Origin of the sequence: Intestinimonas butyriciproducens, assembly GCF_016901775.1 — a bacterium.
Lineage (GTDB): Bacteria > Bacillota > Clostridia > Oscillospirales > Butyricicoccaceae > Pseudobutyricicoccus.
Genome location: NZ_JACJKW010000004.1, coordinates 121,334 through 140,434, shown reverse-complemented (window position 1 = coordinate 140,434; position 19,101 = coordinate 121,334). Strand labels below are relative to the sequence as shown.

Here is a 19,101-nt window from a genome sequence, read left to right as displayed (position 1 = left end):
GAAGGAAGGAGGTATCCAATATGGCGGTATTCCGCATTGAGAAAACCCGCGATTACACGGTGATGTCCAACCATCACCTGCGGGACAAGTCGCTCTCGCTGAAAGCGAAGGGCCTTCTCTCCCTCATGCTCTCCCTGCCGGAGGAGTGGGACTATACCACCAAGGGGCTGGCCCGGATCTGCAAGGATGGCGTTGACAGTATCTGCGCCGGGGTGCGGGAGCTGGAGGAACACGGGTATGAGGAGTGGTTCATCACTGACTATGACTGCTATGTGGACGGCCTCTACGACAAGCTGGGCGAGTATGAGAGCCTGGATGAGCTCAACTACCAGTACCGGCGATGGCAGCTTTTCCCTCTCTCTTGGCGAAGATGAACTTTCCTCCCTGACAGAACTGCTTGGCGGCGGAGGCGGCAGCGCCCTGACCCCGGACGGGAACCTGACCCTGATTGATGATTACGGCAGCACAACAGGCACCGGCAAGCAGTTTATCACACTGGAAACGAAAGCCGGGAATGTCTTTTACCTGATTATTGACCGTGATGATAAGGGTGAGGAAACGGTCCACTTCTTGAACCAGGTGGACGAGGCGGACCTGATGGCCCTGGCCGATGATGGCGAACCGGCCACCTGTTCCTGCACCACCCGCTGTCAGGCCGGAGCGGTCAACATGAACTGCGAAATCTGCGCTTCGGATATGACCGCCTGCGCTGGCCCGGAACCAGAGCCGGAGCCGGAAGAAACGCCTGCCGCCGAGGAAACCGAGCCAGAGCCGGAGGAAGAAAGCGGCGGTATGGGCGGCCTGCTGATTATCCTGCTGATCGCGGCCCTGGCGGGCGGCGGCGCGTTCTATTACATCAAATTCATCAAGAATAAGCCCAAGACCAAAGGCGACACCGACCTGGATGATTACGACTACGGCGAGGACGAGGAAACCGCCGGGGAGGAAGATCTGGACGAGGACGCAGAGGAAGAAATGGACGATGAGTTTCCTATGGATGCGGAGCCGGAGGATGAGAAGCTATGAGATATTTCACCGACAACCCTCTGGAGCGCATGATGATGCAGGTCCCCCGCCAGGAGCGGGGGCCTGACCCCTCCCGTCCGGCCAAAGGCCACCCTTGCCACGGCTGCAAACGCTACGGGGAGGGCTGCATCCTGCCCTGTTACCGGGGCGTGACGGAGCAGGCGGCAATGAAACCCAAAGAAAGGAGCGTGAACCCATGAGCCGACTTGTGATTGCAGAGAAACCCTCCGTTGCACAGAGCATTGCCTCTGTGCTGGGGGCCGTAAACCGAAAGGACGGCTATCTGGAGGGCGGCGGGTATCTGGTGAGCTGGTGTTTCGGCCACCTGGCGGAGCTTTCGGATGCCTCCGCCTATAACCCGGACTATGCCAAGTGGCGCTATGAGGACCTGCCGATCCTGCCGGAGAAATGGCAGTATTCGGTGGCCGCCGACAAGAAAAAGCAGTTTGACCTGCTGAAAAAACTGATGGAGCGGTCCGATGTGACCGAGGTGGTGAACGCCTGCGATGCCGGGCGCGAGGGAGAGTCCATCTTCCGCACCGTCTACAACCTGACCGGCTGCAAGAAGCCCATGCTCCGGCTGTGGATTTCCAGCATGGAGGATGCCGCCATCCGGGAGGGCTTTTCGGCCCTCAAACCGGGCGGCGACTATGACGGGCTGTATGCGTCCGCCCTGTGCCGGTCCAAAGCCGACTGGCTGGTGGGGATCAATGCCACCCGGCTTTTCAGCGTGCTGTACCACCGCACTCTGAATATCGGGCGGGTGATGTCCCCAACGCTGGCCCTGATCGTCCAACGGGAGGCCGAGATCAGCGCCTTCAAGCCGGTCCCGTTTTATACGCCGGTCCTGGACTGCGGCGGATTTTCTGCCGCCGGTGAGAAATGCGCCGAGAAAGCGGTGGCCCAGGTGGTGGCGGATGCCTGCAAAGGCCAGTCCGCCCTGGTCCAGACTGTGGAGCAGAAAGAAAAATCGGAAAAGCCGCCTGCCCTCTATGACCTGACAACCCTCCAGCGGGATGCCAACCGGCAGCTTGGCTACACAGCCCAGCAGACCCTGGACTATCTCCAGGCATTGTATGAAAAGAAGCTCTGCACCTATCCCCGCACCGACAGCCGGTATTTGACCGCCGATATGGAAGGGACGGTTCCGGCACTGGCGGCTGCGGCGGCGAAGATCTGCGGGGTGGCTGTGCCGGACACCGTTCTGGCCGCCCAGGTCTGCAACAGCGCCAAAGTCACTGACCACCATGCCATCGTCCCCACTGAGGGAGCTGGCCGGACGGATGTGGAGACCCTGCCTGCCGGGGAACGGGAAATCCTGCGTCTGGTGGCGCGGGAGCTTCTGTGCGCCACCGGCTCCCCTTACCGCTACCAGGAAACGGCTGTCACCCTGGACTGCGGCGGGAACCAGTTTTCTGCCAAAGGAAAGGCCATCACCGATCCGGGCTGGAAAGCCTATCAGCGGGAAAAGGCAGACCCGGCGAAAGAAAGCGTCCTGCCGGACGGACTGACAGAAGGAATGACGCTCCCTGTCACCGCTGCCACCATCAAGGAGGGCAAGACCACAGCCCCGAAACACTACACCGAGGACACGCTGCTCTCCGCGATGGAAACGGCTGGCGCAAAGGATATGCCGGAGGATGCGGAGCGCAAGGGCATCGGCACACCGGCCACCCGCGCCGGGATTTTGGAAAAGCTGGTATCCACCGGCTTTGTGGAGCGCAGGAAACAGAAGAAGGCCACCAACCTCATTCCCACGCAGATCGGCGTTTCCCTGATTACCGTCCTGCCGGAGCAGCTTCAATCGCCGCTCTTGACTGCGGAATGGGAACACCAGCTCAAAGAGGTGGAGCGCGGTGAAGTGAAGCCCAGCGAGTTCATGGACGGTATCTGCAATATGCTCCGGGACCTGGTGGGGACCTACAAGGTGATTGACGGTTCCCAGGTGCTTTTCCCCTCTGACCGGGAGACGGTGGGCAAATGCCCCCGCTGCGGCGGGGCTGTCACCGAGCGCAAGCAGGGATTTTTCTGCGAAAACGCTGGCTGCCGGTTTGCTCTTTGGAAAAACAGCAAGTTTTTCACCGCCAAGAAAAAGAACCTCACCAAGTCGGTGGCCGCCGCTCTCCTGAAAGATGGCCGTGTGAAGCTCACCGGCTGCTATTCGGAGAAAACTGGCAAGACCTATGATGCAACGGTGGTGATGGAGGACACTGGCGAAAAGACCAACTTCAAGCTGGTGTTCGGGAATGGATAAGCCCCGCATGACGGAGGGGCAGCTTCGGCGCGCCCGAAAGCTGATCCGCCGCCTGTGCGCCAACTATGACGAGGGAAACTGCCTGGCCCTGGATGAAGGCGAGGGATGTGTCTGTGTGCAGAGCATTTCTTACTCCCTTCTCTGCCGGTATTTTAAGGAGGCGGTCCTGCCTGCGGACGCGGAGCTGAGCGCGGCCATCGGCCAGGGAGCTGATGAGCTGAAACGCTGCCGCTCCTGCGGCAAGCCCTTCCAGGCCAGAAGCAACCGGGCCTTGTACTGTCCCCGCTGCGCCGCCTTTGAACAAAGAAAGAAAACCCGTGATCGGGTGCGCCGCCACCGGGGGCAGATGTAACGCTTTCGGGGCTGAAAAGCCCAGGTATTTCAAGGCATTTCCGGCCCCGTTTGTGCGTTGCCGTATGTTTTCCCCTTAACCCCTCAAAACCGTGTTTGAAACCGTTACATTTCCGCCCCCGCAAGGGATGAGTTTTCTTCCCCTGCGGGGGCCTATTTTTTCAGGAAAGGAGCTGAACTCTCATGGCTGATAAGCCCACCAACAAGGAACGCCTGAAAGAGCTGGGTGAGAAGATCGAGGCAGGCATCCGGGAAGTGTTTGACAGCGACAAATATGCCGAGTATCTGAAAGTCATGTCCCGCTTTCCCACCTACTCCGTCAATAACCAGATGCTCATTCGCTTACAGCGCCCTAACGCGACTAAAGTGGCCGGTTACAACAAGTGGCAGCAATTTGAGCGCCATGTGAAGCGGGGGGAACATGGCATTACGATTATCGCCCCCACACCCTACAAGAAGAAAATCGAGGAACAGAAGCTCGACCCGGACACCAAGGCCCCGGTGCTGGACGCCAACGGTAAGGTGGTGATGGAGGAAAAGGAAATCGAAATCCCCACTTTCCGGCCTATCAAAGTATTTGACTACGCACAGACCGAAGGGAAACCGCTGCCCCAGCTTGCCGCTGACCTGTTCGGGAATGTCCAGCACTATGACCGGCACAACCTGCTGATCCACGATTACTTCTTTGCCAAGACCATTGACAAGGTGCGGGCAGGCGGCATCATCGCTTTCATCACCTCCAACGGCATCAGCGGCGGTACAATGGATAAAAAGGACGCACACGCCAGAGAGTATATGGCCCGGCGGTGTGACCTGCTGGGCGCGGTCCGCCTGCCGAACACCACCTTCCGGGCCAATGCCGGGACAGACATAGCGATGGACATTGTTTTCCTGCAAAAGCGGGATGTCCCCCGGATGCAGGGTGAGCCGCTGCCGGAATGGGTGGAGACAGACCTGTTACACACAAACACTTATACGGATAAGGATGGGCGGGAACGGCACGACCATGTGACCATGAACCGCTACTTCCGTACCCACCCGGAAATGGTGCTGGGCGACCTGGATATTGTGACCGGGCCGTTTGGCCCCCAGCTCGTCTGCAATCCGAGGGAAGGCGCAGACCTGGAACAGCAGCTCCATGAAGCGATGCAGCATATCCAGGGCCGCTATACTGAGGCCGAGCTGCCGGAGCTGGGCGAAGGCGAGGACATCGACACCTCCCTCCCGGCAGACCCGGATGTGAAAAACTATTCTTACACAGTGGTGGATGGCGCGGTGTACTACCGGGAAAACAGCCGCATGGTGCGCCCGGACTTAAACGCTACCGCCGAGGCCCGCGTCAAGGGGCTGGTGGAGCTGCGGGACTGTGTGCAGCGGCTCATCGACCTGGAAATGAACGCCGCCATGCCGGATGCCGCCATCCGGGAACAGATGGCGGAGCTGAACCGGCTCTATGATGCCTTTTCTGCCAAGTACGGCCTTATCAATGACCGGGCGAACCGGCTGGCCTTTGCCGATGACAGCAGCTATTACCTGCTCTGTGCGCTGGAAGTGCTGGACGAGGATGGCAGGCTGGAACGAAAGGCGGATATGTTCACCAAACGGACCATTAAGCCCCATGAGGCGGTGGCCTCCGTGGACACCGCCGCCGAAGCCCTGGCAGTCTCCATTTCAGAGAAAGCCTGTGTGGATATGGACTACATGGAACAACTCACCGGCAGGACCGGGGATGAGCTGGCTGAGGAACTGCGGGGCGTGATCTTCCAGGTGCCGGGGATTACGGAGCCGGACGGCTCACCCCATTATGTGACCGCCGATGAATACCTGTCCGGCAATGTCCGGCAGAAGCTGCGCCAGGCACAGCGGGCAGCGGAGCGTGATCCGGCGTTTTCCGTCAATGTGGAGGCGCTCACCGCTGCCCAGCCCAAGGACCTGGATGCCTCTGAGATTGAGGTGCGGCTGGGTGCGACCTGGATTGACAAGGAATACATCCAGCAGTTTATGTACGAAACTTTCAAAACCCCGCCCTATCTGCGGGATGTGATCGAGGTGAAGTATGTCCCTTACACCGCTGAATGGCAGGTGACGGGGAAAAACTCTGTGGGCTACAACAATGTGGCCGCCTACACCACTTTCGGGACCAACCGAGCCAACGCCTATAAAATCCTGGAGGACAGCCTGAACCTGCGGGATGTCCGTATCTATGACACAGTGGAGGATGCGAACGGGAAAGAGCGCCGGGTGTTAAACGCCAAAGAAACCACCCTGGCCGCGCAGAAGCAGCAGGCCATCCGGGAGGCATTTAAGGACTGGATTTGGAAAGACCCGGAGCGGCGGCAGGCATTGGTGCGCCAGTACAATGAGGAAATGAACAGTACCAGACCACGCGAGTATGACGGCAGCCATATCGTCTTTGGCGGCATGAACCCGTCCATCACCCTTCGGGAGCATCAGAAAAACGCCATCGCCCATGTACTGTACGGCGGAAATACGCTGCTGGCCCATGAGGTGGGCGCGGGCAAGACCTTTGAGATGGTGGCCGCCGCGATGGAGGCCAAACGCCTGGGGCTGTGCCAGAAATCCCTTTTTGTGGTCCCGAACCATCTGACCGAGCAGTGGGCTTCGGAGTTTCTGCGGCTGTACCCTTCGGCCAATATCCTGGTGACAACCAAAAAGGATTTTGAGAAGCACAATCGCAAGAAGTTCTGCGCCCGGATCGCCACCGGCGACTATGACGCCATCATCATGGGCCACTCCCAGTTCGAGAAAATCCCCATCAGCGTGGAGCGCCAGGAGCGGCTGCTGCATGAGCAGATCGACGAGATTGTAAACGGCATCTCCGAAGTGGAGTCCAGCGGCGGGGAACGCTTCACGGTGAAACAGTTGGAGCGGACAAAGAAATCCCTGGAGGCCAGGCTGGAAAAGCTGCAAGCGGAAGGCCGCAAGGATGATGTGGTGACTTTTGAACAGCTCGGCGTGGACCGGCTCTTTGTGGACGAAGCGCACAACTATAAAAACCTGTTCCTCTATACCAAGATGCGGAATGTGGCGGGCCTCTCCACTACGGACGCGCAGAAATCCAGCGATATGTTTGCCAAGTGCCGCTATATGGACGAGATCACGGGCAACCGTGGCGTTATCTTTGCCACCGGCACGCCGGTTTCCAACAGCATGACGGAGCTTTACACCATGCAGCGGTATCTCCAATATGACCGGCTTCAGGAGCTGGGCATGGCGCACTTTGACTGCTGGGCCAGCCGCTTCGGGGAGACAGTGACCGCTTTGGAGCTTGCCCCGGAAGGGACCGGCTACCGGGCGCGGACCCGCTTCTCCAAGTTTTTCAACCTGCCGGAGCTGATGAACCTGTTCAAAGAGATCGCGGACATCAAGACCGCCGACCAGCTCCATCTTCCCACCCCGGAGGTGGAATACCACAACATCGTGGCCCAGCCCACTGAACACCAGAAGGAGATGGTAAAGGCCCTTTCCGAGCGGGCGGCCAAGGTACACGGTGGGAGCATTGACCCCAGGCAGGACAATATGCTCAAGATTACCAGCGATGGCCGCAAACTGGGGCTGGACCAGCGGATCATCAATCCGCTGCTGCCGGATGAGCCGGGAACCAAAGTCAATCAGTGTGTGGACAACATCATGCAGATCTGGCGGGACGGGCAGGCGGATAAGCTGACCCAGCTCGTATTCTGCGATATTTCCACACCCCAGGCAAGTCCCGCCAGAAAGGTGGCGAAGGCGCTGGACAATCCGACCCTGCACGCCCTGGAAGATGCGGTGCCGCTGCCGGAGCCGGAACCGGCCTTTACGGTGTATGAGGACATCCGGCAGAAGCTCATCGCCCAGGGGATGCCCGCCGAACAGATCGCGTTTATCCATGAGGCCAATACCGAAGTGCGGAAAAAGGAGCTGTTCTCTAAAGTCCGTACCGGCCAGGTGCGCGTTTTACTCGGCAGTACCCAAAAGATGGGAGCCGGGACCAATGTGCAGGACCGCCTTGTGGCGCTGCATGACCTGGACTGCCCCTGGCGGCCCGGCGACCTGGCCCAGCGCAAAGGCCGCATTGAGCGCCAGGGCAACCAGAATAAAAAGGTCCATGTGTTCCGCTATGTAACCGAAGGGACCTTTGACGCATACCTCTGGCAGACGGTGGAGAACAAGCAGAAATTCATCAGCCAGATCATGTCCTCCAAATCGCCGGTGCGAAGCTGTGATGATGTGGATGAAACGGCGCTCTCCTTTGCCGAGATCAAGGCCCTGTGCGCCGGGGACCCCCGCATCAAGGAGCGTATGGACCTGGATGTGGATGTGTCCCGCCTGAAACTGATGAAGGCCGACCACCAGAGCAAGCAGTACCAGATGGAGGATAACCTGCTGAAATACTTCCCGGAGCAAATCGAAAAGCACAAAGGCTTCATCAAGGGGCTTGAGGCAGATATGGAAACACTGGCCGCCCATCCCCACCCGGCGGACAGCTTTGCCGGGATGGAGGTGCGGGGCGATACCCTCACCGACAAGGAGAACGCCGGGGCCGCCCTGTTGGATGCCTGTAAGGAAGTGAAAAACGCCGAGCCGGTCCAGGTGGGAAGTTACCGGGGCTTTGCCATGTCGGTGTCCTTTGATGCCTTCCGCCAGGAATATACCCTGCAACTGAAAGGCCAGATGACCCATCAGGCCACCCTGGGCGCAGACCCGCGCGGCAACCTGACCCGGATTGACAACGCCCTGGCGCAGATGCCCCAGCGGTTGGAAAGCGTGAAAGCCCAGCTTGATAACCTCTATCAGCAGCAGGCCGCCGCAAAGGAAGAAGTCGGCAGGCCCTTCCCCTATGAGGATGAGCTGCGGGAGAAATCGGCCCGGCTGACGGAGCTGGACACGCTGCTCAACATCGACAGCAAGGCCCCCGGCCAGCAGGAAACCATCGTTGCCAAAAGTACGCGCCCCTCCGTCCTGGAGGGGCTTCGCCGTCCCATGCCGCAAAGAGCAGCAGAGAAAAAATCCAAAACCCATGAGGAGGTGCGATAACCATGACACAGGAAGAAATGCTGACGGCCCTTTATGAAAAGATGGCCGCTGAACAGGATAAGTACCGCGACTGGCTGAAAAGCCAGCCTGCGGCGGAGGTCTTAAACCATGCCTATGAGTACACGGTCCGGGAGGACATCGTGATGTGCATGGAAGAATTGGAACTGACCGAAGCCCAGGCAAAGGCGCTTCTGGCTTCTCCCACGCCGCTGGCCGATGTTTACAAGGACTTTGAGAAGCTGGAAACCGGCTACATGGATGTGATCCGGGACACCATCGAAACCAGAGCAAACGAGATGTATCAGGCCCAGGAAAAACTGAAAAACACGCCCCTCTATCCCCATTCGGCAGCGTATGCGTCCGAGCATGGGGAGATGGCACAGTACAACGCTTCGTTTCAGGCAAGCCACGCCTGCATGGAGGCCATCGAGCAGGCGATCAGCCGCCATTACAGCAATAACCGTCTGGATGCCGAAGCTGCTGTGAACGATGTTCTGGAACAGTTCGGGCCGGACCGAGTGCAGTATGTGCTGGCCAATACAGTCCGGCATAAGGAATGGGATGGGCGCATCTCCCGCGACAATAAGGCATGGGCCAGCACAATACCCATGCCGGAGGGCGGCTCCAAGGACCGGCACAGCGAGTATCTGGTGGTGGACCGCTGCAATCCTGGCCTGACCGACCTGTTTCTGAAGCAGGTGCGGCAGCTTGCCGGAGAACGGGAAAAGCCCTCTGTCCGGGAGAAGCTGCAAAAGGCTCCGGCGGCTCCCCGGCGCTCTGCCTCGGCCAAAAAGAAAGAGGTAGAGCGTTGACATGGCGAACCGGGAACGGGAAATCCAACTGAAATTCCGCGTCACGCCGGAGGAACGGGAACTAATTGAGGCAAAGATGGCCCAGCTTGGCACACAGAATATGGCCGCCTATCTGCGGAAGATGGCCCTGGACGGATATGTGGTCCGTCTGGAACTGCCGGAGCTTCGGGAGATGGTATCCCTGCTGCGCCGGAGCAGCAACAACCTAAATCAGCTCACCCGGCGCGTCCATGAGACAGGGCGCATCTATGATGCCGACCTGGAAGATCTGCGGCAGGGACAGGAAAAGCTGTGGGAGGCAGCGGAACATATCCTCTCGGCATTGGCGGCCCTGAAATAAGGGTGCGGGGCGGCGGCCAGAACTTTGGCTTGCCGCCCCGCTTTCTTTTTTGGCCGCATCCTTGCAAAAAGAAGCTATGGCCGCTATGCTGAAATCAGAAACGAAAACAGCGCAAGAGGTAAAGGAGCTGATGACGATATGTTGACACACGAGAAAGTTCTGAAGGTGTTCGGCCCATATCTGGATGCCGACCCTGACTATGAGGTGGTAAAGACCAGCCGGGGCTATACGCTGCTGGCCTGGAACAACCTCCGGGAAGAATGGTTCAGCGCCGAGTTCTGCAAGACCCCGGAGGACCTGCGGGATGCCCTGTTAGATGCCTATGTGAATTACCTGGAATATGTTATCACTGATGAGGACCGGGACCCCACCAAGCAGGAAATGCGGGAAATCCAAAAGAAGCGGCAGGCGATGTATGCGGAATGTATGAGGGAGGGACTGTGATGAGACTGATTTTGAAGATTTTGGCCGCGCCTCTGGTGGTCGCCCTGACCCTGTTTGTCTGGATTTGTACCATCCTTTTATACTGTACCGGCATGGTCCTGGGGCTGGCTGCCTTTGTGGTGGCGCTTTTAGGGGTGGCTGTGCTTGTGACCTACTCCCTGCAAAATGGTATCATCCTGCTGGTGATTGCCTTTCTTATCAGCCCGATGGGGCTGCCGACTGCGGCGGCCTGGCTGCTGGGAAAGGTTCAGGGATTGCGGTATGCAATCCAGGACCGCATTTACAGGTGAACGCGCCGCCCGGATATGGTATAATCGGAACATGGAAAGGCGGTGGCGGCATGGGAGCCAGCAACAAGGTCTGCCCGGTCTGCGGCAGGAAAATGAAACAGCAGTTCATCGGCTTGCAGCACTGTAAATGCGGCATGAGCTGGAAAAAGGACATTGGATTTTTTGAGCGCACCAGCGACATGGTGTTTGCTCTGGAACGGCGGACAGTGGGAAAAAAGGTAAAACAGGTTCCCGTGATCCGGCGCAAAGACTGAACAGAATACCATCAACAAAGGCGGCCTGCAGATGCAGGCCGTTTTGAAAATTCATAGACTTGTTGCTAATCAGAAGATGAAGTACGGTTTTTTCAAAAACTTGCTTTCCTGTGAGGTTTCTGTGACATTTGATTGGTACACTATAAAGAAAAGGATGTGAGCGAATGAGAATTTTAGTGGTTGAGGATGACCGTCTTTTGAATAATACCCTTTGCTATAACCTGTCTGCCGCTGGTTATGAAGTCGATGCTGCCCTGACAAAAAGCGTTGCCGAACGGTTTTGCAGAAAACAGGAATACGATTTGATTGTCCTTGACATCAATCTGCCGGACGGCAATGGGTTTGATTTTTGCCGGGATATTAAGGACAGTCACCCGGACACTGCTGTAATCTTCCTGACGGCGAACGATATGGAAAGCGATATGCTCAAAGGCTACGAACTGGGGGCGGATGATTATGTGACAAAGCCCTTCCCCATGAGCGTATTTCAGAAAAAAGTGTCTGCGTTGCTGGCCCGGATCAGAAAACAATCTGGCGGCGACTTTTACAATGACGGCAACCTGTTTATCAACTTTACGGAAATGACCGCAACGCAGGGCGGGGAAAGCATCTCTTTTACCCCAATGGAATACCGGCTTTTGAAAGTGCTGACGAAAAATCCGCAGATTGTTTTGACCCGGCAGGTGCTATTGGAAAAGCTGTGGGATATTGACGGAAATTTTGTGGATGAACACGCGCTGACTTCCACAATCAGCCGGGTACGAAGCAAAATTGAAAATCCAGATCATGCCTATATCAAAACCGTCTACGGCATGGGCTATATGTGGATTGGGGGCGGTAACAAATGAGGACGGATAAACTCTCGGTCAACAAAGTGTGTATGGTCGTGTGTGCAGCACTTTTCCTGCTTTCGGTCGCTATGTCATGTACCATATACTTTTTAACAAGGAACATATTGGCGCTATGCTGTGGATTGCTTTATGCGGTTTTCGTCGCCGGGTGCATGGTTGCTTTTCTGGCCTTTTTGCGTCGGAAATTGACGCTGTTTTCGGACGCTCTGTGCAAGCTGCTGGACGATATGATGTCAGCAGATCAGGCCCCGCCGCAGTACACAGAGGAAGAAAACCTGTTTTATAAAATCCAGCACCGGCTTTCCCGGCTCTATGAAGTGCTGCGGGAAAGCAAAAGCAGTATTGCAAAGGAACGAGCCGACTTGCAGGAATTGATTTCGGATATCTCCCATCAGGTCAAAACGCCGATTGCAAACCTGAAAATGCTGGATGCCACTTTGTTGGAACAAACTGTAACGCCGGAAAAGCAGAGAGAATTTCTTCTGGCTATGGACAGCCAGTTAGACAAGCTGGATTTTCTCATGCAGGCAATGATTAAAACATCGCGGCTTGAAGCCGGTGTAATTGCTTTGGAGCCGAAGCCACAGGCCATCTATGATACCCTTGCTGCGGCGCTGGGTGGTATTCTGCTGAACGCAGAACAGAAAAAGATTGCGGTCACGGTAGATTGCCCGGAAACGGTAACGGTAGCCCATGATCGAAAATGGACAACCGAAGCCCTGTTCAACATTCTGGATAATGCGGTGAAGTACACGCCAGAGGGCGGGAAAATCCATGTGGCTGTGGTGTGCTGGGAAATGTATGTGAAGATTGATATTTCCGATACGGGCATTGGTATTCCAGAACAACATCAAGGAACGATTTTCAAGCGGTTCTATCGTGAGGACAGGGTACATGACGCACCCGGCATCGGGATCGGCCTATATCTTACCCGTGAGATTATCACCCGGCAAGGGGGCTTTATCCGCGTTGCCTCGGAAGTTGGCTCTGGCTCTACCTTTTCGGTGTTCCTGCCCCATTCTTGAAATGTCACAGAATTGTGACATTTCGGGGCGATTTATAGCAAAATTATCGAACGGCTGTGACATTTCTGCGAGGATTACCATTTATAATGATGTAAATAAAAAAGAAAGGAGGGGTACTATGAGGAAAAAGATCACGGCAATCGCTTTGGGATGTGTACTTACACTGGGGCTTTCTATTACTGCTTTTGCGGCATCGGCAAGTTTTTCAGCAACCCTACCAGCTCATCAGGGCGACACAGAGGTTAGTACGGTAAGAAAAGCAACGGATGCCAAAAACTTTTCGATTACGATTGATTCCATTGGTTCAGGTACAGATCAGGTCTGTGCATGGACAGAGGGCGATTCGACAGGAACCAACTATTCCAGCCCTTACAATCAGGTTGGCATTGGGACGAGCAGTGTGACTTATACGAAGCAGCCTCAAATTGGCGAAAATGTTGTCTTGAATTTAGACAACCCCGTTGATTTAGCCACATCGGTTAAAGTATCTGGCTCTTGGACGCCAAACTAATAAACTAAGTGATTGTTTATCGTGTAGGGGCAAAGGTAGTTGATACTTCTTTGCCCCTATATTAACTGAAAGGAGTTCTTGATGTCATACTTTGTTTCAGATGTAAAAAAGATATATAAAAACCGATTAGTACAGATTACTTTGTTGCTTATGGGAATTGTTGCTATATCTGATTCTCTGTTTGTGCGTTTCGTATATGGAGGGCAGCCGGGCTTTTCTGAACAAGTGGGCGCAAATCCTTTTCAATTTTGGTTGCTGATGAACTCGTCCGGCTGGGGACATACCGTATATCGGACTTTGCTGTTTGTGTTTCCTGTTTTATCAACAGGTTTGATTTTCATTAACGAGAGGAAAACATCAATATATGAACTGCTGATTGTCCGAAAAAGCAGAACACAGTATTTGATTTCAAAAATCGCCTCTGTTTTTATTGTGACCCTTTTTAATTTTCTGCTGATCTTCATTGTGAATTTAATTGTGACGAACTTATGTTTTTCCGCAGATGCACCTCTGACGGAACAATATAACTTCCTTGTTCCCAAAGAAGGATCACTTGCAAGAAATCTATATCAAATTAGCCCGATAATGATGGAACTGGCATATAGTTTTCTCAATGCCTTGGCGATTGCGTTGATGTCTGTTTTAGTTCTTGGAATACACATGATTTTCAGATTTCAAAATCGCTTAATTGCTTTTCTGGCACCGTTTCTTATCCTTTATGTAGTCAACTATGCAGAGGGATTGTTGCTTGCAAATTATATGCAATATAATCTGTCCATCATTATCCAGCCCAGAGCAGCCAGCGCCCTTTCCACCTGTATTACTACGGCTGATGTAGTGCTGGTCTTTGCTTCTCTTTTTGCTGTTGATGTCATAGTGGCGTTCATTGGATGCCGCAGGAATAGGGATGCCTTATGATTGTACTACATCGGAAATTCTTAATTTATGCGGGTGGGTGCTTGTCGCTATTTTCGGCAATGCTTTTCTGCCTGACTATGTTTACTGATGGGCAAAGCACATGGTTTTCGAACCTTTTCTTCGACAAATTAGTTGTATTCCTTTTGACGCCGCCGTTTCTGTTTGGGGCACTGTTAATTGACAGAAGCATGATGCCGGTCACAATCATTCGCACTAAGGGAAGAATACCTGCGCTGATTTTACAACTGCTCCAGCAATACTTTTTGGGATTTGTATATTTAACGGTCTGGTTTATCCTGATAATATTCTTTTCCCTGTTTAAGTTTGGGGGCGTATTTTCCGGCGCGGATGCGATCTATCTTTTATCGTGGTATGTCCGCTTCCTGCTTGGGTTTCTGATTATGGTAAATGGCTCTGTAATCTTGAAAAAGAGTAACAATAAGCTGATGAAGTCCGCTTCTTACATTATGGTATATCTGATTTTCGTATTAGAAGTGCTTACGATTATCCCGGAGCTGGATCAGCAATTTGGAATTGAAATAAACCTTGTGTTTTCATGGATGTTCTGCAATGGAACAATGTGGGTTATTGCCATGCCGGTCATTCTGATTATCCTGACAGGCACTTTATTGGTCGTAACTCAGAATGAGGATATTTTTTAGTATCGAGGTAGGAGGAAGCTAAATGAATATAAAGGTCGAAGCACTATCGAAAAAGATAAATGGGGCTATGGTTCTTAAAGATATTTCCTGTGAATTTGTAAGCGGGAATATTTATGGTATTGTCGGTAAAAACGGTAGCGGCAAAACCATGCTGCTGCGTGAAATTGCCGGGCTGATCCGCCCTACAAAGGGCAGTATTTCAGTGGACGGAAAGACACTGCATCACGATATTTCTTTTCCTCCGAACTTAGGGCTGATAATTGAAAAGCCGGATTTTCTGAATTATTTGACGGGCTTTGAAAACTTGAAGATGTTGGCAGAAATTAGACATCGTGTTGCCGATGATAAAATTAAAACTCTGATGACAAAGTTTTCGCTGGAACCAAATTCTAAACAGACTGTCAAAAAATACTCTCTTGGTATGAAGCAGAAAATAGGGATTATTCAAGCGATTATGGAGAACCCCGATATTTTGATCTTGGACGAGCCGTTTAATGCTTTGGACGAGGATACGGTTTTACTTGTGCGTAATTTATTGCTTCAATACCGCAAAGACGGAAAATTGATTGTTATTACTTCTCACCACAGAGAGGATATAGATGCAATATGTAATCACATCTATCGTATGGAGGAAGGACAACTAATTGCTGCAAATTAAGTGTGCAAACTCTATTCTTGAAATGTCACAGGATTGTGACATTTCAAGGCGTTTTAATAGGAAATTCAAGAACCATCGTGACATTTCTGCGAGGATTTACCTTTACAATGGAACCATCAAAAAGAAAGGTGGTAGAACTTATGACTATTTTACAGACAACAGATTTGAAAAAATACTATGGAGACGAGCCGAACATTACAAAGGCTCTGGACGGCGTTTCTCTCTCGGTGGAACTCGGAGAATTTGTCGCCATTGTCGGCACATCCGGCAGCGGCAAATCCACACTGCTGAATATGATTGGCGGTCTGGATGTTCCCACTTCCGGCAAGGTCATTGTGGATGGCAGAGATTTATCTACTCTGAATGACGAGCAGCTTACCATTTTCCGCAGACGGAAAATCGGCTTTATATTCCAAAACTACAACCTTGTCCCTGTCCTCAACGTCTATGAGAATATTGCCTTGCCCGTGGAACTGGACGGCGACAAAGTAGATAAGAAATTCATGCAGGAAGTCGTTCGGATGCTGGCCTTGGAAGATAAGCTGAACAATATGCCGAACAATCTTTCCGGCGGCCAGCAGCAGCGTGTCGCCATTGCCCGCGCTCTTATTTCAAAACCGGCTATCGTGCTGGCAGACGAACCGACGGGCAATCTTGACAGCCGGACGAGCAGCGATGTTCTGGGCCTGTTGAAAGTCACCAGCCAGAAATTCCATCAGACGCTTGTCATGATTACCCATAACAGCGAGATCGCCCAGCTTGCAGATCGGATTATCCGTATTGAGGACGGGAAAATCATGGAGTGAGGGGGTGCCATAGATGAATGATATTTTGTTTGGCAACAATAACATGGCCGTTATCAAACGCCTTTCAAAGAGATATTTTAAGAAAAACAAAGTGCGGAATATCGCCGCAATTTTAGCCATCTTTTTAACGGCGTTCCTGTTTACCTCTATTACATCCCTTGCTTTCAGTATGGTATCTTCGCTTCAACTCTCCATGCAGATGCAAAAAGGCAGTAAAGCAGACGGCGATATTCGCTATATGACCGAAGCTCAATATGAGCAGCTTATCAACAGCGATTTTGTTGAGCAGGCCGGATGCAGGCAGGTTATTGGTTTTGCAACAAATTCGCCCGGACACAGCATTGAAATTGATTATGCTGACGCCATTCAGCAGGAATTGACTTTCTGTATGCCGACACACGGGGAGGCTCCGCAAGCAGCGAATGAGATTTCCACCAGCGATCTTGCTTTGGAAGCCCTGGGAATTGAAGCCGAAATTGGCGCACAGGTTCCCGTTGAGTTTGAGTTGCGGGGCCAGACCTATCATTTTGACATGGTACTTTCTGGCTGGTGGGAAGCAGCGAACGATGTTAGCAGCCTAATGATTGTGTCTGAAAAGTTTGTTGAGGAAAACCCCGATTTATTCCGTAATACCTTTGCGGAAGATAGAGAAATGGCTGGCACCTATCTGTCCGATGTGGTTTTGAAAAATAAGACGGATGTAAAGGGCCAGTTACAGGAATTTGCCCGTTCCGTTGGCGGGAACACCGATGATATGAATGCAAGCAATTATATTCTCTGTGCAGAGAATGATGTAACCGTACAATCCATAGATCCGCTTATGGCGGTTGCCGTTGTAGGGTTTGTGCTTCTCTTTATGGCTTGCGGGTACTTGCTGATTTATAATATTTTTGATATTTCTGTCATGCAGGATGTTCAGCAGTACGGGCTTCTTCGGACAATCGGATGTTCTACCCGGCAGATCAAAAAGCTGGTAAACCGTCAGGCCGTTTGGCTGACGGTGATTGGTCTGCCCATCGGCTTGGTTGCGGGATTTCTTGTGAGTTGGGCGCTTCTCCCCGTTGTCATGGAGTTTTTAAGATATAACGCTTTGAACGCAACCGAAGTATCGCTATCTCCGTTGATTTTTGTAATAGCTGCTTTGTTTACTATCCTGACTGTATTTATCAGTACCCGGAAACCCGCAAAAAAGGCAGCAAAGGTATCCCCATTAGAAGCGATCCGCTATACCGGGCAGGAAAATATCAAGAAGAAAGTAACAAAACGGACACAGGGAGCAAAGCTGCCCCGTATGGCTCTTGCAAACTTAGGCCGGAGTAAGCGGCGTACAATTTTCATTGTGATTTCCATGCTCTTGTGTATTGTCTTGCTTAATTCTGCTTTTGTAATTACTCAAAGTATGGATGAAAACAAATGGATCAGCCGACAAACAAAAACAGATTATACTGTCTACAATTCCACTGCCGTCAATCAAACTGCTCCGTTTATGTATCACGAGGATGGACTGCCTTTGGCTGTGCCGGAATTGATAAACCAACAAGCCGGTGTAGAAAATGGAAGATACTTGTATCGGAATACCTTGGATGATACAGATGTAACCGTAGATTACGGTATTGAAATCTTTACGATTGAAGGTACTGACGAGTGGAATGGACGTACTTTTGCTTATGGTAGTAATGCACGCGTAGCTATTGCGCCAGATGCGGGAAATCAATGGTATGGAAATGTTTTTGGTGTGTCTGATGCATTTTGGGATGATATAACGGTTTATGACGGAGAAAAAAATATTGACACGCTCAAACAGAAGATGCACACCGGGGAATATGTGATTATTGGCTATTACATGGATAAGCTGACTGGCGAGCCGGACTTTGGGGTATTTGGCGAACAATTTCAAATGGGGGATAGTATATCATTTTATAAGAATGGTGAATTAGTAAAAACCTGTACTGTGCTTGCAATCGCAAATATGACTCCTTATGAATATGAAACCTCTTCTGGTGCATTAGCTGCATCACGCATAGGTGGGGACGCACCATTTATCTACATGACAGATGAAATGTTCGGACAGTTTTATGACAATGCCACTCTATTCAGCTATGGATTTGATGCTACTGACGGTTACGAGCAGCAGATTGACGGTTTTCTGAACGATTTTACAAGCAACAATTCTTCTGTTTCCTATACTTCTACGGCGCTAATGAAACAGCAGCTTGCCTCTATCGGGAATATCGTATTGCTTGTAGGTGGTATGATTGGTGTGATTATGGCTTTTGCCGGGTTAATCAACTTTACCAATATGATGATTACCAACATTATCACCCGCCACCATGAATTTGCTACCATGCAGAGCATTGGCATGACGAACCGACAACTCCGCCGCATGATGGTCTATGAGGGGCTTTATTATGCGGGAGCCGCCGATATAGTCGGTATCATTTTTGCAGCTATGATTGGCCTGACCGTCCTGAAAAGTGTTTTGAACTCGTCCTCGATGTGGTACTTCACGCTGCATTTCACTTTGGTTCCGGCATTGATTATCGCACTGGTATATCTGCTCTTGGCGGCGGTGATCCCGGTCATTGTCCTGCGCTTCTTCAACAAAGGTACTGTTGTGGAACGCCTGCGTACATCGGAATAAGCTGAGAGATAAGCAAATTAGAAAGCCGAGGGCAGTTTTTGCCTTCGGTTTTTCTAATTGTCACAAGTTTGCGAGATTTCAGCCTGTTTTTGTGTCGAAAAAGCTATTTGCTGTGAGATTTCTGCGAGAATTGATGTTTATAATAAGCAAAAAGTAACGAACAATCTGCCGGGCGACGGCAAAAGAAAAAAAGCCGTCGTTCAGCAGATATTGTCCATGCC

17 protein-coding genes and 3 pseudogenes are annotated in these 19,101 nt (G+C 52.3%); all 20 read left to right on the top strand.

The window, feature by feature from the left end:
* Nucleotides 1-20: 20 nt before the first annotated feature.
* Nucleotides 21-329, top strand: a pseudogene (locus H6A25_RS12705) (helix-turn-helix domain-containing protein); the annotation flags it as partial.
* Nucleotides 316-1,026, top strand: coding sequence for a DUF4366 domain-containing protein (locus H6A25_RS03510; protein WP_243423211.1), 711 nt, complete (start codon nucleotides 316-318; stop codon nucleotides 1,024-1,026). The pseudogene H6A25_RS12705 and the gene H6A25_RS03510, both read left to right, overlap by 14 nt.
* Nucleotides 1,023-1,226, top strand: a complete 204-nt coding sequence (locus tag H6A25_RS03505; protein WP_204750617.1) for a hypothetical protein — start codon at nucleotides 1,023-1,025, stop codon at nucleotides 1,224-1,226. Before H6A25_RS03510 ends, H6A25_RS03505 begins: the two co-directional genes overlap by 4 nt.
* The gene (locus tag H6A25_RS03500; RefSeq protein WP_204750616.1) at nucleotides 1,223-3,280 is read left to right on the top strand and encodes a type IA DNA topoisomerase; all 2,058 of its coding nucleotides are present in this window, start codon (nucleotides 1,223-1,225) and stop codon (nucleotides 3,278-3,280) included. The genes H6A25_RS03505 and H6A25_RS03500 overlap by 4 nt, the downstream gene beginning before the upstream one ends.
* Nucleotides 3,273-3,632: a cysteine-rich VLP domain-containing protein gene (locus tag H6A25_RS03495; RefSeq protein ID WP_204750615.1), complete on the top strand. Its 360-nt coding sequence runs from the start codon at nucleotides 3,273-3,275 to the stop codon at nucleotides 3,630-3,632. Before H6A25_RS03500 ends, H6A25_RS03495 begins: the two co-directional genes overlap by 8 nt.
* 182 nt (nucleotides 3,633-3,814) lie before the next feature.
* Nucleotides 3,815-4,198, top strand: a pseudogene (locus H6A25_RS13155) (ArdC family protein); the annotation flags it as partial.
* Nucleotides 4,199-4,300: 102 nt separating this feature from the next.
* Nucleotides 4,301-8,668, top strand: a pseudogene (locus H6A25_RS03490) (SNF2-related protein); the annotation flags it as partial.
* Nucleotides 8,669-8,670: 2 nt separating this feature from the next.
* Nucleotides 8,671-9,480 carry a DUF3849 domain-containing protein gene (locus H6A25_RS03485; RefSeq protein WP_204750614.1) on the top strand — a complete coding sequence of 270 codons (810 nt, stop codon included), beginning with the start codon at nucleotides 8,671-8,673 and terminating at the stop codon, nucleotides 9,478-9,480.
* A gap of 1 nt (nucleotide 9,481) precedes the next feature.
* Nucleotides 9,482-9,820, top strand: coding sequence for a plasmid mobilization protein (locus H6A25_RS03480; protein ID WP_055163962.1), 339 nt, complete (start codon nucleotides 9,482-9,484; stop codon nucleotides 9,818-9,820).
* A 138-nt stretch (nucleotides 9,821-9,958) separates the two neighbouring features.
* The gene (locus H6A25_RS03475) at nucleotides 9,959-10,264 is read left to right on the top strand and encodes a hypothetical protein (RefSeq protein ID WP_204750613.1); all 306 of its coding nucleotides are present in this window, start codon (nucleotides 9,959-9,961) and stop codon (nucleotides 10,262-10,264) included.
* A complete protein-coding gene (locus H6A25_RS03470; protein ID WP_204750612.1) occupies nucleotides 10,264-10,554 on the top strand; it encodes a CD1845 family protein in 291 nt (96 codons plus the stop codon). Before H6A25_RS03475 ends, H6A25_RS03470 begins: the two co-directional genes overlap by 1 nt.
* A 50-nt stretch (nucleotides 10,555-10,604) precedes the next feature.
* Complete coding sequence (locus tag H6A25_RS03465) at nucleotides 10,605-10,808, top strand: hypothetical protein (protein ID WP_055163968.1); 204 nt, start codon at nucleotides 10,605-10,607, stop codon at nucleotides 10,806-10,808.
* A 164-nt stretch (nucleotides 10,809-10,972) separates the two neighbouring features.
* Nucleotides 10,973-11,656 (top strand): response regulator transcription factor, encoded by a 684-nt coding sequence (locus H6A25_RS03460; RefSeq protein WP_204750611.1) that lies wholly within the window; start codon nucleotides 10,973-10,975, stop codon nucleotides 11,654-11,656.
* The gene (locus H6A25_RS03455) at nucleotides 11,653-12,684 is read left to right on the top strand and encodes a sensor histidine kinase (protein WP_204750610.1); all 1,032 of its coding nucleotides are present in this window, start codon (nucleotides 11,653-11,655) and stop codon (nucleotides 12,682-12,684) included. The genes H6A25_RS03460 and H6A25_RS03455 overlap by 4 nt, the downstream gene beginning before the upstream one ends.
* Nucleotides 12,685-12,802: 118 nt before the next feature.
* Nucleotides 12,803-13,195 (top strand): hypothetical protein, encoded by a 393-nt coding sequence (locus H6A25_RS03450; protein ID WP_204750609.1) that lies wholly within the window; start codon nucleotides 12,803-12,805, stop codon nucleotides 13,193-13,195.
* A gap of 81 nt (nucleotides 13,196-13,276) precedes the next feature.
* The gene (locus H6A25_RS03445; protein WP_204750608.1) at nucleotides 13,277-14,113 is read left to right on the top strand and encodes a hypothetical protein; all 837 of its coding nucleotides are present in this window, start codon (nucleotides 13,277-13,279) and stop codon (nucleotides 14,111-14,113) included.
* Nucleotides 14,110-14,775 (top strand): hypothetical protein, encoded by a 666-nt coding sequence (locus H6A25_RS03440; protein ID WP_204750607.1) that lies wholly within the window; start codon nucleotides 14,110-14,112, stop codon nucleotides 14,773-14,775. Before H6A25_RS03445 ends, H6A25_RS03440 begins: the two co-directional genes overlap by 4 nt.
* 22 nt (nucleotides 14,776-14,797) lie before the next feature.
* Nucleotides 14,798-15,433, top strand: a complete 636-nt coding sequence (locus H6A25_RS03435; protein ID WP_204750606.1) for an ABC transporter ATP-binding protein — start codon at nucleotides 14,798-14,800, stop codon at nucleotides 15,431-15,433.
* Nucleotides 15,434-15,573: 140 nt separating this feature from the next.
* The gene (locus H6A25_RS03430) at nucleotides 15,574-16,239 is read left to right on the top strand and encodes an ABC transporter ATP-binding protein (RefSeq protein WP_204750605.1); all 666 of its coding nucleotides are present in this window, start codon (nucleotides 15,574-15,576) and stop codon (nucleotides 16,237-16,239) included.
* A 13-nt stretch (nucleotides 16,240-16,252) separates the two neighbouring features.
* Nucleotides 16,253-18,880 (top strand): ABC transporter permease, encoded by a 2,628-nt coding sequence (locus tag H6A25_RS03425; RefSeq protein ID WP_204750604.1) that lies wholly within the window; start codon nucleotides 16,253-16,255, stop codon nucleotides 18,878-18,880.
* Nucleotides 18,881-19,101: the final 221 nt, after the last annotated feature.

Bases quoted from the DNA above. Each gene is read 5' to 3' on its own strand.
- H6A25_RS03510 (WP_243423211.1), top strand. From the start codon at position 316: ATGAGCTCAACTACCAGTACCGGCGATGGCAGCTTTTCCCTCTCTCTT.
- H6A25_RS03505 (WP_204750617.1), top strand. From the start codon at position 1,023: ATGAGATATTTCACCGACAACCCTCTGGAGCGCATGATGATGCAGGTC.
- H6A25_RS03500 (WP_204750616.1), top strand. From the start codon at position 1,223: ATGAGCCGACTTGTGATTGCAGAGAAACCCTCCGTTGCACAGAGCATT.
- H6A25_RS03495 (WP_204750615.1), top strand. From the start codon at position 3,273: ATGGATAAGCCCCGCATGACGGAGGGGCAGCTTCGGCGCGCCCGAAAG.
- H6A25_RS03485 (WP_204750614.1), top strand. From the start codon at position 8,671: ATGACACAGGAAGAAATGCTGACGGCCCTTTATGAAAAGATGGCCGCT.
- H6A25_RS03480 (WP_055163962.1), top strand. From the start codon at position 9,482: ATGGCGAACCGGGAACGGGAAATCCAACTGAAATTCCGCGTCACGCCG.
- H6A25_RS03475 (WP_204750613.1), top strand. From the start codon at position 9,959: ATGTTGACACACGAGAAAGTTCTGAAGGTGTTCGGCCCATATCTGGAT.
- H6A25_RS03470 (WP_204750612.1), top strand. From the start codon at position 10,264: ATGAGACTGATTTTGAAGATTTTGGCCGCGCCTCTGGTGGTCGCCCTG.
- H6A25_RS03465 (WP_055163968.1), top strand. From the start codon at position 10,605: ATGGGAGCCAGCAACAAGGTCTGCCCGGTCTGCGGCAGGAAAATGAAA.
- H6A25_RS03460 (WP_204750611.1), top strand. From the start codon at position 10,973: ATGAGAATTTTAGTGGTTGAGGATGACCGTCTTTTGAATAATACCCTT.
- H6A25_RS03455 (WP_204750610.1), top strand. From the start codon at position 11,653: ATGAGGACGGATAAACTCTCGGTCAACAAAGTGTGTATGGTCGTGTGT.
- H6A25_RS03450 (WP_204750609.1), top strand. From the start codon at position 12,803: ATGAGGAAAAAGATCACGGCAATCGCTTTGGGATGTGTACTTACACTG.
- H6A25_RS03445 (WP_204750608.1), top strand. From the start codon at position 13,277: ATGTCATACTTTGTTTCAGATGTAAAAAAGATATATAAAAACCGATTA.
- H6A25_RS03440 (WP_204750607.1), top strand. From the start codon at position 14,110: ATGATTGTACTACATCGGAAATTCTTAATTTATGCGGGTGGGTGCTTG.
- H6A25_RS03435 (WP_204750606.1), top strand. From the start codon at position 14,798: ATGAATATAAAGGTCGAAGCACTATCGAAAAAGATAAATGGGGCTATG.
- H6A25_RS03430 (WP_204750605.1), top strand. From the start codon at position 15,574: ATGACTATTTTACAGACAACAGATTTGAAAAAATACTATGGAGACGAG.
- H6A25_RS03425 (WP_204750604.1), top strand. From the start codon at position 16,253: ATGAATGATATTTTGTTTGGCAACAATAACATGGCCGTTATCAAACGC.